The following is a 16,946-nucleotide window of genomic DNA, read 5'->3' as shown; positions in this document are numbered from 1 at the left end:
TTTGCAAAACTACTTCACCACACCGACGCGGTACAATTTCTGCTTGGTCTTGCCGCTCTTGAACTTCACCTTGAGGCGAGCGGTATAGACGTCGCTCCCCAGTTTTTTAAGGTCCAGCGTACCGAACTCGTTGCGGCCTGCCACCACATCGCTCAATTTCTTTTTGAACACGCAAAGACCCGTAATGTCGTAGAACTCGAGAGTCGCCCACTGAGCCGCGGCGCCAATCTCAAATCGGGATTTTGCCACACCGCCGCGCACCGGGTTCGGGTACACAAAGAATTCGGTAATTTCGTCCTTCGCGACCCGCTTCTCAACGTCACCGAGTTTCGATGCGTCAAAGTATCCAGCGCGTTCGTTGCCTCCTGCGGGGAGCGTCCACGCCGCAGGCGACTCCACAGCAGACCCGTTCGCCTGGCGCAGGCGGAATGCGGAAATGCTACTGCGGTGCAGGGCGTAAATTTCTGGACCCGCGGATTTTTTGTCCGGAACAGCATCGGCGACAAAGATGCTCATCGGGTAGATTGTCCCGAGCGTATCCTGGTATTCAAAACTGCCTGCGGCAAGCGGGAACTGATCCGCCACCGGCTTGCCCTTGCCCGTATAGGCGTACACCAGACCGTCGCTGCTCGGAACAAGAATTTCGGGAACGTCGTCGCCCGTCACATCCACAAGGAGCGGGTCGCTCATGAACCCGACCACGGGCGTACCGCGGGAAATCTTCACCGGGAATCCAGCAATGGGGAGCCCCGAGCGGTCGAGCGCATACACGAGGTTATCGCCCAGGAAAACAATTTCAGGATAGCCATCTCCGTTGATGTCACCGATGGCAATGCCGGAAGTTTCGTCCTTCAGGCCGCTCGCACCTGCTGCGCCGCGTTTGTAGGTCTTCTTGGTCCACACAGATTCCAGCCCCTTGGCTGTTTCCCTAAGGACAGCGACAGCCCCGCGGCTTCCAACAACAATGATTTCATCCGTTCCATCGCGATCCATGTCGGTGCAGGCCACCCTGAGCCTTTGCTTGTCGAGAGAGTTGATGGTCCAGCTACTCCATCCCGTCGTGAGTTCGTCGCCAGCCTTGGAGCGGAAGAAATCCGTTACAAGAACAATACGTCCATCATCTCCCACCAAAACGAACTTGTTTCCGTTCGGAGCACTGAACTTATTGCCGTTCGCATCTTCTCCTCGCCTATCATCCTTTGCAGGATCGCCACAGTAAGCCATATCACGGGCGACAAAATCGTCCTGCAACTTCTGCCATTGTCCATTCCGCCAAAGCTTGCCCTTGCTCGCAAACCAGGAATATCCCTTGAGCACCATCGGCCCCGCCGTCGCGGAATCAATATCAATTTCCTGCTGCGTCGGGAGTCCACCTGCAAAACTCGTCTTCACGAGTTTTTTCTTATGCAGGCTGTAAACGTCCTTGCCGTCGCTCGCCATGCCCACCAGCGGACCATAGCTCGCGCCCACGCGGTACAGCGGGACTTCGACCTTTGCGCTGTCGCGGGTCAAGGTGTTGCGCATAACGGACGTATCGGCCACGTAAAGCGTATCGCCTAAAGCATTGAACGCCTGCAGGGTTCCGTCCACCGAGCCAACTACGATAATCTTGTTTCCCGCCTTTTCGGGATCATCAACAAGCACGGCGCCACGAACCGCCGAATTCAGGCCGAGTTCGCGCGGGAACAGGCTTCCCTCAATACTCCCGTCATCAATGCTGATGGTCACCGAAATCTTGAGAGCCGCAAAATTCACCACGCTATCGCCCATAAAGGCGTTCGACGTTTTTTCTTTGCGGGCGTCCTTCGGCACGGCCGCCGTAATTTTCAAGCCCGTGTAGCCACCCATCGTCGTCGCGGTATTGGCGTATCCCTTAGGGCCAATCGTCTTGACCGTATCGAACTTCGTCTTGGAATCCTTTTCGGGAATCCGCAAATGCGGCAGCAAATCTGTACCACTGCCGTAATCATAGGTGTCTTCGCCAAGGGCGTTCTTGAAGGTTTTGCCAATACTCAAAACGCCGTCGGCTTCTACAAGGCTGATGCCAAACTGGTGGTCGCGCAAGGTGTCGCCGCCCCAAAAGTTCGCTATGCCATACTGCAAAGTTTCACGCAAGTACCAGTCGTTCACTTTCCACACCACAATACCGCTCGCCGGGATGCCCGCATCGTAGCTGCTCATCCCCACAATCAGGCCCTTGGCTTTGGAATTGTTCTCATTGCACTTGCCCTTCACGCAAATGCTGTCTTCAAAAACGCGACTCAGACTATCGACCGGGACTGTACGCATGGTGGTAGCGGAATCCTCACCCGTCGAACCAAGCACCACGCTCACCGAGCCGTCCTTATCCCACGAACGCTGGCGGTTTTCAATGAGCAAGTATTCGCTGCCGTTGAGCGGCACCTTCACAATTTCCGTCCCCAATCCACTTCCTGCCGCGGCAATTTCAACCGTCACCGGTTTCCCTGCCATCGGGCGCACTTCCCTCACGTTCGCCCAACCCATGTATTGGCGTTCCCACGCCGCAGGGAGAGCGGGCATAAAGCCGTTGCCCGCGCAATAGCCAGCAAAATCCATCGCATCATAGTAGCCAAGGCGAGAAATCCCCTTGACCACGTCATAAGTATTCGGGAGCCCGAGTTCGCGTCCAATCTGGTTCACCACAATTCCGTTCACACCCCAATTGAGGCCGTCCTGCGAAGCCGCCTCGCTGACCACCATTACCGTACGCAAAGTGTCCAGTACCGAGCCTGGGATCAAGAGGCCATTCACCACCGAATCGCCCTTGTCGTTCACCCCAAAGGCGGGCTTTACAGCGGCATTCTGTGCAGAGTCCGGCATCAGGTACTCCCAAGCATCGCGAGAGATGTAGATATCCATAAAATCCGCCGGAGTGTCGGCCCCATCGGTACCCATGCTGCCACCATCCACAAGGCGGCTCGCACCGGCGTGTACAATCATGTAGGCTCGCTTGACGCGGGAGATGTCCTTTGAAAGCGGGATGCGGAAAGGGGACTCTGCCGATGTATCCTTGGCCACCTCGGCAATGGCGTCGTACACAAAGGTGAGGTAATCACGACTGCGGGCCTCATCGAACTCCGCCGTCTTTTCGCCTTCCATCTTGGTGGTTCTGTTGTAATCGATAATCTGTTTTTTAAGCTTGCTAACAGAAAAAATCCTGGTCTTGATGGCAAGCTTGCCACCGCTCGCAGCCTGGTAATAGGCGTTGGCAAAATCCAAATGCTTTTGCCAGTACGGCACCTTGCCACTCTCCTTGGTCGGGTCCAGGCTATATTTTTTGTCGGGAATCGTGCCGAAGGTCCCGTTACCCGTCGTCAAGGAATTATCCGGTTTTTCTTCGGCAAACTGGACGCGCAAAACAAACACTTCAAGCGTATCCAGCGCCATAACCGGCGCAGACAGCAACAGTGCAAGCAACACACTTAAAAAGATACCGCTAAAACTCTTCATACCATATTCAATGTACAAAAACAACGGCTCGGCAAAACGCCTAGCCTTCAATAGATTTATAGGATTTCGGGATATTCAGGCGCCATGTCCCCGGACTAAAGGCCTTTCCGCGAGTCACCTTCTTGATCCTAATCTTCAGGAACATCTTCCCGTCACGTTCAAACACGATGAATTCGGGAGTCGGCACGTTCTCGAACGTTCTAAAGTCGCTATACCGGAGTATCTCGGGACGGCCGTCCACTCCGGCACGCGAAAGCCACGCCACTTGCCCATCTTTTTGACCATATGTAAAGTTCATCCCGCTCGTCGCCTTCCCCTTAACCACATGGAAACCCGCGGAATCCAATTCCTCAAGCACCGACATGCGTTCCGGCACCAGGATTCCATCGAACAAGTCTGCCACCTGGTGGATGGGCACCATCAGCACTCCGTCGTTGTTCAATACGCCAACCATGTAGCCAACCCCGTGCAAAAACTTCTTTTCGGTGGGGAACACGACGTCCCAGCCGCTCTCGGTCCAAAGCAACGAGGCGACGCCCACGCCCATCGGTCCCGTCAGTTCCATGCGGTAGCGCTTGCCAGGAACCGAGAACAAGACCGCGTCCAATTCTTGTGTCTTGCCCGCCGTATCCACAAGCGTCAAGACGAACTTAGCACGAAGGCTGTCACGGACAGCCGCCGGTTCCGCACCGGCAGGGGACTCGGTCGAAACCGCAGGCTTGTTGCCGGCGCATCCTGCAAAAGCAAAAAACAAACAGGCAAAGAAAAAAATCCAAAGCGATCTCATTTTGTCCTACTTCTTTTTGCCCAGGTATTCCTTAGCGGCCTTGGAACGAGGATACAGCTTGAGTACTTTCTTGTAAGCCTTGTGTGCCTCGACTTTTTTGCCGAGCGCCGCATAGATGGCGCCCAGGTGTTCCCAATAAACGTAGTCCTCTTGGAACGACTTGCTCTTGATTTGCAGCATCACGGCGAGGGCGTCCTCGTATTGTCCCTTGCGGTACAAGCCCCAAGCCTTGGAATCGAGGTACGCTTCCGAAGGATGATCGGCGTCTGCATTCAGCGCCATCAAAATGAGATTGTAGCCCTTTTCCGTTTCTTCGGGAGTGCGGTTCACATCCACAAGCGAATAGCCATAGTAGTTCAGCAACTCAGGCCAATCCAATCGGGGATCCCCGTAGAACTTAATCAGGTATTCAAACATCTGGAACGATTCGTCGTAACGCTCCATGCGCTCCAAATTCATCGCCATGGCAAAGCGCACGAACAAGTCCGTGGAATCGGCAATCAGCATGCTCTCCCAGAACAGCTCGGCACGGGTTCGCGCCTCCTTGGCATGGACCAGCTTGAGGGAATCAGACTTGCCATCGTCCTCGATTTCACGGGCTTCTGTAATCAAAACGCGGGCATAGGTGTTTTGCAACTGGCGGTGAGCCAAGTCCGCCTTTTTCTTCATCAAGTCCATTGTCGCCGAGTCGGCAATCCCTGCCATGGGAGTCCAATGGCTCCACAGATTCATCAACGAATCCAATAGGGCATACGCCTTCTTGTACATCCCGGCATAACCGTAAGATACCGCCAAAAAGTTCTTGTCGCCGCCCACCTGCAAAGAGTCGGCAATTTCCGCATACCTGACGCCGTCCTTCTTTTTGTTGTCGGCAAAGGCAATCCCTGCAAGCGCCCGGCAGGCCTGTGCTCCGTAAGCGGGCTTGCCGTCAAGCTTCAGGTAGACCTGTCCCAAATGGACCTTGGCGCTGTCCCTCTCGCCTACAAAGTATTCGTAGCTGCCCAAATAATACTGCACGACCGCGGTACGGATATTGTCGGTGTAATACTTCTTTTTGAGGAACTTCAACGCGTTCGCCTGGTCGTTGTCCTTGAAGGTCAGCAAAGCCAGGTTGACAATTTCCTCGTCCTGCTCGGTAGAACCCGTAATAGTGTCGGCAATCGCCCGCAGTTCCACGTTGCGCTTTTGCATGGCGAGTCCCTGGACCATCTTCACCAGCATCTCCTTGTCGCCGGTCGCCTCGTGCGCCTTCCCAAAGAGTTCCACCACGGCGGAATCCTCGTGCAATTCCAAGAGCAGGTTCAGCTGCCTTGCAAAAAGCGTCTGGATGTAATTCACCTGCGGCAGCAGTTGGTCATAGACCTTCACCAGTTCCTTTTTGTCCTGGACCGCTTCCAAAAAAAGGCTGTAGTCGTAAAGGAGCGTCATGTCCTGGCCTCGGGCCGAATCCAGGGCCAGCTTAAAATAACGGCGGGCCGAATCGGCGACGCCCACCTTCAGGTAGAGCCGTGCCATCAGTTCGTACTGCTTGGCAGTCGCCTTGCCCTTAAAGTGAATCGCCTTGTTCGCCAGTGCCATCGAGGCGGAATCGTTCCCCTGGGCAAACAGGCGCTCGGCCACGACAAAAGCCAGGTAGCGGTTCTCGGGATCCGCGTCGTAAGCGCGCTGCCAAAACACCTCGGCCAACTGCTTTTCGCCACGCAGTTCCATCTCTTGCGCACGGATAAACGACTCGTGCGCCACATCCAAGTTGCGATTGTCTTTCTTGGCACCCACAATGGCCTTGATGGCCGCGCTATCAGCCGCGGTCAAAGCATTGGGATTATTCGCAGAATCTTGTTTGTGGGGAGCAGAACTGCAAGCGCCCATACAGAGCGTCAAGGCAAGCACTGCAAAAAAGCATCCCACAACACGCATAAAAAACCTAGTCGGCAATCACAAAGTCAATCTTGGTATCGGGGGGCAGGTAATCGCCATGCTTGGGGGCGGTTTCGATGACCGTCCCGGGAGCTTCGCCGTTTTCGCCCTTAACTCGCTTGATATCCCCCACCTTGAAGCCGAGCTTTTCCAACTTAGGATAAACGTTGTCTATAACCTCGCCAGAAAAATCCGGGAGCAGCACCTTACCCGTAGTCACGCCCGCCGAAATCACAACCTTCACGGTGTCACCCACGCGAGCCATCTTGCCCGCCATAGGGATGGTACGGATTACAACGCCGCGCGGAATACTCTGGTGGGCGCCCTTCACAATTTCGCCCTGGACCAGGCCCGCGCGAGACAAAGAAATTTCCGCCTGCTTCTGGCTCTTGCCGCGCAAGTCCGGGATCTTCACTTCGCGAAGGCCAAGGCTCTTTGTCAACTTCACGGTACGGCCCAACTTAGCCGTACGGCCAGCGGCGGGCATTTGCACCAGCACCATCCCAGCAGGAATCTGCGAATTGTAGCGTCCCTCTTCAAGCCATTCGTACTTGAAGCCAGCCTCGGTCAAGGCGGCCTCCGCCGCCTCCTGCGACATGCCCTCCAAATTGGGCACCGGGCCAGTCTTAGCGAACTCGCCCGCAAAGAGCGGCATCAAAAGTTTATCGACAACAAAGGCGAGCACAACCAGTGCAACGACCCAAATCACAACAGCCTTGACGATGGGACTTTTTTTCACCCTCGTCAGGGCGGACTTTAATTTGTTCATACAAACCCTTAGTCTGTTAGAATTAGCCCTTGGTGGCTCTTTCTTGCAGGGCGTTTTCGTCAAAGATCACAATATCCTTGCCTGTCATGGCAATGGCGCCAGTACGCACCAAAAGGGAGCAAATGCGGCTCACCGTCTCGCGGGTCGTACCCGACATGTCGGCCAACTGCTGCTGCGTGGGACGATTGTGGATGACCGTCACCATCTTGCCGCCGTCCGTGTGGATGCGGACGCCGCGTTCCTGCATGAGGTTCAGGAGCGTCCCCGCCACGCGACCGCTCACACTCATTGTGGAGAGAGAGCCGATCTGGCGGTTCGCCTTGCGCAAGCGTTTGCTCATCTCGCTCAACAGGCCCATGGCTATTTCCGGGGACTGGCGAATGAGCTGCAAAAAGGATTCGCGGTGGATAATGAGCAACTGGGCGTCCGTCACCGTACGCACCGAGGCAGACCTCGGCTCACCGTCAATCAGCGACATCTCGCCGAAGAAGTCCCCGCGTTCCAGGAAGCTGAGAATCGTCTCGCGACCGTCGACGCCAGTCATATAGACCTGCACGGAGCCAGAAGCGATGAGGTACAAGGCCTGCACGGAGTCGTCGCCTTCCAACACCACCGTTTCGTCACGATTGAAGTTCTGGGCCACCACCAAATTGGCAAGCATGCCCAATTGTTCCTCGTTCAGTTCCGAGAAAAGTTCAACGCCTTTCAGCAATCCAACAGTTGATGCGTCCATATTCTCATTCCTTCTTTTTTTTGTTTTTTAAAGTTTCAACCCGGCAGCAAGACCCGCATCAATGACGATACTCTGGTCTCGCTTGGCTCCAATAGAAATCATACCAATTTTTACATCGACCAGTTCCGCCATTCTCTGCAAATATTTCTTTGCATTCTCCGGGAGCTCGTCGTAACTGCGACATTTGGTCGTGTCCTGCTTCCAGCCGGGCATTTCCTCGTACACCGGAGTGCAGCGGCCCACCTTCGAGAGCTGGTTCGGGATAAAGTCGAGCTTTTCGCCGTCGCATTCGTAATGGGTGCAGATTTTCACCGTATCGAACGAGTCGAGCACGTCGAGCTTGGTGATGGCGAGGTGCGTGAGGCCGTTCACCACGGCAGCCTTGCGGACGACCGGGGCATCGAACCAGCCGCAACGGCGGTTGCGGCCCGTGGTGGCGCCATATTCGTTACCGATCTTGCGGAGCGTGTCGCCCGTCTCGTCCAAAAGTTCCGTCGGGAAGGGGCCGTTACCCACGCGAGTCGTGTACGCCTTCACCACGCCCCAGACTTCGTCCAGGGCCGTAGGTCCGACACCTGCGCCGCAGCTTGCGTAGCCCGCGACCGTGTTGCTCGAGGTCACGAACGGGTAGGTACCCTGGTCCACGTCGAGGATGGTGCCCTGGGCGCCCTCGAACACAAGGCGCTTGCCGGCCTTCACGGCCTTGTAGAGCATCTCGCTCACGTCGGTGACGAACGGCTTGATCTTCTGGCCGAGTTCGAGGTAGTCCTTGATGACCACTTCGGGGTCAATCGCCGGGACGTCGTACATCACGGTAAATTCTTCGTTGTGGACCTTGGCCATAGCCTCGACGCGGGGGCGCAGTTCGCGCTCGTCCATGAGGTCACCCACGCGCACGCCGATGCGGTTCACCTTGTCGCTGTAGCAGGGGCCAATGCCGCGGCCCGTCGTACCGATGGCAGCCTTGCCCGCCTTCTTCTCCTTAGCCTTGTCGAGCGTGGAGTGGTACGGGAGCACCACGTGGGCGTTGTTCGCAATGAACAGGCGGCCTTCGGGGTTGATGCCCTTCGTGTGCAGGTCGGCAATCTCGGCGAGCGTCTGGATGGGGTCGAGCACGACACCGTTACCGATGACGCAAATCTTGTCCTTGTGCATGATGCCCGAGGGAATCAGGTGGAACACGAACTTCTGGTCGCCCACCTCAACGGTGTGGCCCGCGTTCGCGCCGCCCTGGAAACGCACGATGATATCCGCATCGAGCGTCAAAAAATCAACAACCTTCGCCTTACCTTCATCGCCCCACTGGGAGCCGATTACAACACGATTTGCCATATATCCTTCGTTTTTGTGACCCGGAGCAAAGCCTTGGCGGGCAGCCCGCGGGTCGATTGCTGTTAAAACACGAAATTGCAACGCGGGGAACTTCCCTGCGCCCTTTTTCGCCCAAAAGATAGCAAAAGAACTGACAAAAGAACCCGCACAGGAGCCATTCCATCCCGCATTCTTGCGCCTTGTCAGGTGTCTGGCGCAATTACGGCCGTCGTTGCCCCCATTTTGTTAATTTTCTGATATGCGCAAGAACATCGCCATATTTTCAGCGGTCGCAATCGCCGCCATCACTCTCGGGGCCTGCGACTCCAACGGGGACTTCATTCTCGTAGACGATGAAGGCCGCTTTTTGGGAATGGACCCGGTCTACAACTACTGCGAAGACCATGTTTGCCTCCCCGCAGCCGAAATGTTGCACCGTCCAACGACACTCCAGATTTCGTTCACCGCAACAGACACCATCACGAGCGTGTACCTGGAAACGCTCGATTGCAAGCTGCTCGAGAACGAGAGCGCGGATTCGGTACACCCCGCATGCGTCACGAAAATCAAGGTGGGTGACAGCGATTCCATTAGAAACATGCCGCCTTTTGATTACTACAACAGGCATTACAATTACGGCATAAGCTTTGCCCCCGATAGCGACAACCACTTACGATTCGCCCTCGTCGACATAAAAGGCGAAGAGAAAAAATTTGACATAGACCTTAATTTATACGCAAAGATATACCATAAGGTTTCTGCCGGCGACCACGATACGGCCTACTTCTCGTTCCCCGAGGGGCTTGACACGCTAGAGGGCTACACGCTCGACACGAACTTCGACAGGTCGCAACTTCCAGACGACACCGAGTTCGAGACCATCGAAAAATGTTCTATCGCAAGCTACGAATTCGACTACGATCTCGACACTGCCTACAAATGCGTCTCGTGCCCCGATTGGATGGACGATTCAACCCGACGCGAGGCACTCAAGAACAACAACTGTCCTTTCCGCATGGCCGAATCACCCGAAAAATGCAACGGGGACACGCTCTACATCCTCCCCAGAAGATGGGAGCATAAGGATATAGGCTGCCTGCACTTCACGGCGACCGACCTACCCCAAGACGTCGCCATCGCCGACATGTTCTCGAGTTCGCGCATCAAGAACAACTACGAAGCCGACAAAGCCTACCGCGCCTCAGACCCAAGATTCTTTAACATCTGGCAAGCAACGTTCCGTCTCGGGAACCAGGGCTCGTTCAAGACCGACAGCCTGGTCATCACCGTGCACGCCCCATACAGTTACGGCGAATAAAAAAGGGCCGCATCCTTTTTTGATAAGACGAATTTATCCCGCAATTTCATCAAGATTCTGCATCAACTTGTGAGTTTCGATAAGGATGGCGATGATTTTGCGGTAATGCGAGATGTCGTCGAAGGTAAGGGTGCGGTTCTTGCGGTCCTTGAGCCACTTCTGGGCGGGTTGGTAGCCACCGATGTAGAAGTTCCAGGCTAGTTCAGGGACGTTGCCGAAATATTGCTGCTTGTTAATAAAAACTTTGCCGTAGTTGTCATCCCCGACTTGGTCGGGGATCTCCCTTTCAAACCGAATTTCGCTTACGGCATTGTCGCCTTCGATGTCGAAGGAGGTTGTCTGCGGAGGAATTTCTTCCATCAAGTGCAATTTGCGGAGCTTGTTGCCGATGGAAACGATGCGTTCAAAATCTTCCTTGTTTTCGGGATAAGGAATTCGCGGAAAATCAATTTTAAGGAATTCCTTATATTTTTCACGATAGGATGGAGTGTGGAGAACGCCGTAGATGTAATCGAAGACTTGCTCTGGAGTTGTTTTGAGTTTTGCACACTTGTCTATTTTGTGCCAAATTTTTTCGTCTAGATTGGGCTTGCGTGTTTCGCCGAGCTTTTCTTCACTTTCTGTTGGGTAAAGGTAGAGCGGGAAAACGTAAGACTGTTCCTTTGACTGCAAAGATATAGAATTTAAATCCGAAATATGCGTCGTCACAAAAATATGTTGAAAATCAAACGTACTTAATTGTCGACATATAACAAGAGAAATATTTTCTTTTTGAATAATATTAAAGTTTGTTTTATATCTTGGATAACCCATTATCCCTTTTGTTTTTCCAGTGTAATTTGTAAACCTAATGTCAAATGGTCTATAATCAATTTCATTCGTTAGAACTTTATTTTTTATTAAATCATTTTTAGCCAAGTCAAGTTGCCAATCTCTTCCATCTTTCACATGATACTTTTTTTGTAATTCTTGAATAGGCATATTAACAAAATCATTCTTCAAAGAATCAGCATCTTTTTTTTGATAAAAAATATTCAAATAATCTCTTTTTGTTTGAACACCTGAATTATAGTTAATTATTAATTCAGATAATTTAAACCCCTTTTTATATTCTTCCTGCACAGAAAAATCTTTAGGTACAAAGAAAAATTGCGGTGTGTGTGGAGAAAGTTCTTTCCAAGGAATATCGCTGAACGATGTTTTGGTCAAAAATGCATATTTTTCATAGCGTTTGCCGAAGAGCTCGTAGTGATATACTCTGGCTAGAGATCCTTCGACTTCGCCCTTGCGGGCATCGTTCAGGATGACACTCTGTTTTCTCTTAACAAAGATATTAATGCTTACGCCTAAAGTAATATCAAAGACATTCTCGTCATTTTTTTGAATAGTTTCACCCTTCTTTTGGCTTCCATGTAAATCAAGAATGTAGATTTCATCAAAAGTATCCATCAATGAATGTCTCATTTGCCGATGCGTTATTCCATCAATGAAACTGTTGTTTGAAATATAGGCAAGAATTCCTTCACCATTCTTTTCTACATAGTGTTGCCCTAAACGAATGAATTTAATATAATCATCATCAAGATTTATTTTTTTCTCATTTAGATTTTGTTTATATATTTTCAGAAGGTCCAAAATCCATTTACTTTTATTAGAACTACTATTGCTATACGGCGGATTACCAATCATTACCATTACGGGTGTATCGCGTTTGACAAGGTTTGCCTCGTTCGCTTCTTGCGCAAGCCATTGTGCAAACAATGTCCCCGTGTCGTGGTCACATTCTTCAAGGGAATTGGTAAGGAATATGCGAAGTCGTTTGTCCTGTCTTGCCTTGTAGCCTGTCTGCGCCAGCACCATGTCCAATTTCAAATGCGCAACGGCGTATGGAGCCATCATGAATTCAAAACCGTTCAGGCGCGGCAGCAGATGTTCTTCCACATAATTTTGCCAAGCGCCCTTTTGGTTTTCCATACCGGAATATATCTTGCGAACCACTTCGGCAAGGAATGTTCCCGTTCCGGTTGCCGGGTCGAGAATCTGAACTTTATGGTATTCTCGCGTTTCGTATTTCTTGTGGTCTTTGGTGCGATTGTCCGTATACAGATTCGAAGTCTGCCGAATCGTCACCTTACTCGTGTCAGCGAGACCATCGCTCAAACCAAAGCGCGTTTTCAGAATTTCATCGACAGCATTGACGATAAAATAAACAACAGGTTCTGGCGTGTAATAAACACCACAGGCCTTTTTCTGCTTGGGGTCGTAATAGCGCAGAAAATCTTCGTAGAAGTGAATCATGGGGTCGGCTTGACCCGTAGCCTTTCCAAAATTCTTCATGACCTTCGGCATGTCCGTCACCCGGAATGTTTCTGCCAGGTCATCTACAATCCATGCGATGCTTGTATCTACATCGAATGCGGCAACATTCTGGAAAACCTTGCGCAAGAACGGATTTGTCTTGGGAATGAGTGTCGCCGCTTCTTCTCGACTGAACGTGTCAGGAGTGTCGTCATGGAGCCTTGCCGCAAACATTCCATAGCAAATTGTCTGTGCATAAATGTCTGCAAATTGACGTTCTGTCAAATCGTGAATCAAGACTCTCTGAAAAGATTTCCATTGCCCCGCCAGTTCGCCCGTCTTCTCGCTATCGGTTTCAAGAGTTTTTTCTATCACTTCGGCAAGGAGGCGCGCCTTGGCCGCCATCATCTGCGCCAGCTTTGTAGAACTTGTAATCTTCTGCGGTGTTGATTCCGCAATGTGCGCCACCATTTCCAAAAACATCGGGACATTGGCATCAATCAGCGCAATTTTGTTCCCTTTGATTTCTGCAATGCGGATGTTTTGAGTTGGCATCCCGTTTTCATAAGCATGGAAATCAAGGTAATCTGTGAAAAGGATATGGTCTAGGGAGTTCTTGTAACGGTTGAACTGTTCCTTGTGCTGGCGGTTTCCATCCAGGTCGCTATCGCCGATGTCCTTTGCCTCTACGAACGCAACCGGAATCGATGTTGCGCCTTTCCCTTTCGCGATAATGTAGTCCGGCGCTCCGCACTGGATTCGGCTCGGTTCGTTGGTGATGGTGAATTTGGGGAGCAAGTCGCCAAGGAGTTTCGCGAGTGCAGGGCGGTAACTGTGTTCGGTCGCCTTGCCCGTAGAAAATTGCTTGGAGACCTCGTCGATGTACTGTGCGACGGCTTGAATCTTGCTCTTGTCCAAATCGACCATGGCGGCTCCAACGTTGCGAGAGCCGTTCCTTGTTTGCCGCAATTTCCACAAATAAAAAAAGGCGTGGAGTTGCAAGCACTTACTGGCTCTAAGGGCTACCACACCCTGTCGTACAATAAGCACAAACAACCCACGCCCCGATTGGGACGTGAGCGTTCGTCTTATTCTCGTACGACTTAAAAGTGGTAGTTTTAGAGCCAAGAATAAGAGACGAATCTCAAAATTTCCGGTCGCTCCGAACCATTCGGTACGGGGCTATGTCATGGGGAATGATAGTAAAAAAACAAGGAGAAATGACAATTAGAACCAGAAATAGACCGGTTGACCGAGTTCTTTAGCTTTTGTTAAAGCCTGCATCAACTTGTCAAAAGCCATTTTTTCCAATTCACCTGTTTTCTTTTCCCGAAATGTATCTGCAATGTTTATTGCAGCATCCACTTTTTCGGCAGGAATCTCCTCATCCTCATAGTGATCAATGAGCAAGTCCAACGTTTCGTTAAAAGCCATATAGACATCCCACAAAGTTTCATTTTCCGGGAGTTTCAGCCACCACTGAACGAAATCGTCAAACTCTCCGCTATTAGCGTAAGATTGCCAGCAGTCCGTATTCTCGTCAAAATTCCGCTTGGGGACAAGGATTATTTCATGCTGTTCCATTACATTTCGCTCCTGTATTTTATCCTAAAGTGGGTCAGAGCCTCTCGTTCCGCCTTAGGACGTCCATGTTGCTTTCCTTTTGCATCAATATAGTTATTGACACTCTCGCCCTTCAAGTCAAAATACGCTCTAAAGGGTTTCGACAAATCTTGAATACGCAAATACCCGCCCCCAATATCAGCCACAATGGAGACTTTACCTTCTTTGTCGCGCCATTCAACTTTATTGCCTTGAACTTCCGCCTGTGCTCCAGGCGCAAACTGATTTACGATATCGTTAATATTTACAGACATCCATTTTTCAGAATGCTCGAGACTTCTGTTCTTGCCTTGCACAATATTCTTCATTAAATCAGCATTTATCTGAGCAAGATCTTTTTGTTCTTGAACAGATTTAGAGTATGTATCTTTGGAATCCATTATGCGGCACTCCTTTCTAAAGATTCTTTGTAACAGCGAGTTCTATAATCTGAAACCACCATGTAAGGAACGTCTAATTTTTCAAGCATTTCTTCATATTCGCCCCTCAATCTTCCATAAATCATCAAAAAAGACGGTCTCGCAATTAACATTTTCGCTTTAAAAATGTAGTCATGCAAAGGATTATAGCGTTTAGCACAACCTAACGTACCAATAATATAAGGAATGTTTTTCGGATATGATTCAAGCACATACAAAGTCTGCAAACAACCCACCCGGAAATTCGGAAGAATCTTTTGTCCTGACAGAGCAACAAAAGCTGTAGCCAACTGCGAAAGCCAAATGTTGAATTTTTGCTTTTGAAGTGGCCAATTAATCCGTGGACTCAAGTCAAAACCACCAAAGCCATAGTAATTCCGATACAGGCCAATTTCATCAAATAGATTTTGCAACCGTCTCCGAATGAATTTATCATCGGCAAAAGAACAGAGCAAAGTCTCTTTCGGATTTTTGCAACAACGAATCCTTTGAATGGGTTCAATGAAGTGCAGGAGGTTCTTCAAGAATGACCTCCCTAGGAAATACGGGAAAACCGTATCGGTTAAATGGCCATTTCGCCATTTTTAGTTTAGCTCTCAACAAGAGAGCTAGTTCATATAGATTCTTGATTTTCATAAATCGTCCTTGTTTAGGCCATATTTTCCATATTCACAACTGGCCCATAGTTGTGAACAGGGAATCGGCCCTTATTCGCAACTTGCCACACATTATTTTTAGGAACAAAAAAGCGTGGTGTCGTATGCACTTACCGAACCTGCGGGCTACCACACCCTACCATACAATAAGCACAAACGACCCACGCACCTAATGGGACGTGAGCGTCCGTCTTACTCTCGTATGGTTTGAAAGTGGTAGTTTCAGGTTCGAGAATAAGAGACGAATCTCAAAATTTCCGGTCGCTCCGAACCATTCGGTACGGGGCTATGTCAACCGCAATATAGATTTTTGGAATGGCAAAAGATGACAGCCACATCCGTCCATGAGAAAAATGCGAAATTTTCCGAAAATCTCTTGACATCCGCCCCAGGAAAGTTTATATTTGTAGTGCACAAAAGAACACCAATAACAAAAAGTCCTGCCTTTTTATGCTTGTAGGCGGAAGGAGCGAACGATGAATAAGCGAGTGTCGCCTATTGGTAAGGCTGACGGAACAACTTTTGAAAACCTTGCAGAACGGGTAAAAAATGTCCATAACGCGACAAGTTCTGTTGCCAAGGGTGCCGTAAATCAGCTACTGACAATCCGAAATTGGGCTATCGGCTGCTATATAGTCGAATATGAGCAAGAGGGGCGCGACCGAGCCAAGTACGGGGCTCGCCTATTGCAGAATTTGGCGGATAAATTGTCCATCAAGGGGCTAGACCGTTCAATGCTTAGTGTTTGTCGGCTGTTCTATATCAGATATCCACAGATTTGTGAGACGGCGTCTCACAAATTGGAAATGATCGACAGATCTAGGGATTCTATCAATACCGTGAGCATAAGGAATATCGAAAAGAAACGCAACGACGAGATTTGTGATTCAGTGAATCACAAATTCATAACACCACCAGATGTTCTACTGACTTATTTGTCGTTCTCCCATATTAGGGAAATTCTTTCCATCGACGATCCAATGGAAAGGTTCTTCTATGAACTGGAATGTATCAAGGGCACGTGGAGCGTGAAGGAACTCCATCGGCAAATAGACACGAAACTCTATTTCAGAAGCGGGATAAGCAAAAAGCCAGAACTGGTGCTGCAAAGGGTAGAAAAGGGCGGTGTTAATGCAATTTTGTCGGTTAAAGATGCGTATACTCTTGATTTTTTAGATCTGGATGCCAAGGATGCGTTCTCCGAAACTGAATTAGAACAGGCAATCATGAACCACTTGCAAGAGTTTCTATTGGAGATGGGCAAAGGATTCTGCTTCGAGGCCAGGCAAAAACGCATTATCATAGACGACGAGTATTACTTTATCGATTTGGTGCTTTACAATCGTCTGCTGCACTGCAATGTGATTGTGGAGTTGAAGGTTGGCAAGTTCCGCATTGAGCACGCAGCCCAATTGAATGCCTACATCTCCTATTTCAAGGATTGCGAGATGGTGGACGGAGATAATCCCCCGATCGGAATTTTGCTCTGTACGGGAAAGGGACCAAAAATGGTCCAGTACGTATTGAATGGTATGGACGAGAAACTGTTTGTTTCGACATACAAGCTTCAGCTCCCCGACAAACAACAGTTAGAAAACTTTTTGATTAAGGAAGTGAAGGAGATGGGGCTGTAATCTTTGCCCT

At 50.4% G+C, this 16,946-nt stretch carries 12 protein-coding genes; 2 read left to right on the top strand and 10 right to left on the bottom strand.

What is annotated here, in order from left to right; all coding sequences use genetic code 11:
- Positions 1-9: 9 nt before the first annotated feature.
- From BUB55_RS02985 to BUB55_RS02960, 6 genes are read right to left on the bottom strand one after another with little or no spacing between them, the layout of a single operon-like run.
- Positions 10-3,471: an FG-GAP-like repeat-containing protein gene (locus tag BUB55_RS02985; RefSeq protein ID WP_073188238.1), complete on the bottom strand. Its 3,462-nt coding sequence runs from the start codon at positions 3,469-3,471 to the stop codon at positions 10-12.
- 40 nt (positions 3,472-3,511) lie between these two features.
- Entirely contained in the window at positions 3,512-4,225 is a 714-nt protein-coding gene (locus BUB55_RS02980; RefSeq protein WP_143152875.1) for a hypothetical protein, read from the bottom strand.
- 39 nt (positions 4,226-4,264) lie between these two features.
- Positions 4,265-6,175, bottom strand: coding sequence for a tetratricopeptide repeat protein (locus tag BUB55_RS02975; protein WP_073188086.1), 1,911 nt, complete (start codon positions 6,173-6,175; stop codon positions 4,265-4,267).
- A 7-nt stretch (positions 6,176-6,182) separates the two neighbouring features.
- Positions 6,183-6,944, bottom strand: a complete 762-nt coding sequence (locus BUB55_RS02970) for a PASTA domain-containing protein (protein WP_073188084.1) — start codon at positions 6,942-6,944, stop codon at positions 6,183-6,185.
- Positions 6,945-6,966: 22 nt separating this feature from the next.
- On the bottom strand, positions 6,967-7,677 hold the full coding sequence (locus BUB55_RS02965) for a Crp/Fnr family transcriptional regulator (RefSeq protein ID WP_073188082.1): 711 nt from the start codon (positions 7,675-7,677) through the stop codon (positions 6,967-6,969).
- 27 nt (positions 7,678-7,704) lie between these two features.
- The gene (locus tag BUB55_RS02960) at positions 7,705-9,009 is read right to left on the bottom strand and encodes an adenylosuccinate synthase (protein ID WP_073188081.1); all 1,305 of its coding nucleotides are present in this window, start codon (positions 9,007-9,009) and stop codon (positions 7,705-7,707) included.
- Between the two features lie 238 nt (positions 9,010-9,247).
- Here BUB55_RS02960 and BUB55_RS02955 point away from each other — a divergent pair, with 238 nt between their 5' ends.
- Positions 9,248-10,306, top strand: coding sequence for a hypothetical protein (locus tag BUB55_RS02955; RefSeq protein WP_073188079.1), 1,059 nt, complete (start codon positions 9,248-9,250; stop codon positions 10,304-10,306).
- Positions 10,307-10,339: 33 nt separating this feature from the next.
- Here the strand turns inward: BUB55_RS02955 and BUB55_RS02950 are convergent, their stop codons facing one another.
- From BUB55_RS02950 to BUB55_RS02935, 4 genes are all read right to left on the bottom strand, one after another.
- Positions 10,340-13,531, bottom strand: coding sequence for a type ISP restriction/modification enzyme (locus BUB55_RS02950; protein ID WP_073188236.1), 3,192 nt, complete (start codon positions 13,529-13,531; stop codon positions 10,340-10,342).
- 300 nt (positions 13,532-13,831) lie between these two features.
- Complete coding sequence (locus BUB55_RS02945) at positions 13,832-14,188, bottom strand: hypothetical protein (protein WP_073188077.1); 357 nt, start codon at positions 14,186-14,188, stop codon at positions 13,832-13,834.
- Complete coding sequence (locus tag BUB55_RS02940; protein ID WP_073188076.1) at positions 14,188-14,607, bottom strand: hypothetical protein; 420 nt, start codon at positions 14,605-14,607, stop codon at positions 14,188-14,190. The genes BUB55_RS02945 and BUB55_RS02940 overlap by 1 nt, the downstream gene beginning before the upstream one ends.
- Complete coding sequence (locus BUB55_RS02935; RefSeq protein ID WP_143152874.1) at positions 14,607-15,170, bottom strand: hypothetical protein; 564 nt, start codon at positions 15,168-15,170, stop codon at positions 14,607-14,609. The genes BUB55_RS02940 and BUB55_RS02935 overlap by 1 nt, the downstream gene beginning before the upstream one ends.
- A gap of 608 nt (positions 15,171-15,778) precedes the next feature.
- Between BUB55_RS02935 and BUB55_RS02930 the strand changes: the two genes are divergently transcribed.
- The gene (locus BUB55_RS02930; protein ID WP_073188073.1) at positions 15,779-16,936 is read left to right on the top strand and encodes a PDDEXK nuclease domain-containing protein; all 1,158 of its coding nucleotides are present in this window, start codon (positions 15,779-15,781) and stop codon (positions 16,934-16,936) included.
- The last annotated feature ends 10 nt before the right edge of the window (positions 16,937-16,946 follow it).

This window comes from Fibrobacter sp. UWP2 (genome assembly GCF_900141705.1).
Lineage (GTDB): Bacteria > Fibrobacterota > Fibrobacteria > Fibrobacterales > Fibrobacteraceae > Fibrobacter.
Note: the sequence above shows the minus strand (reverse complement) of the source record. Positions and strands in the feature narration are given on the sequence as shown.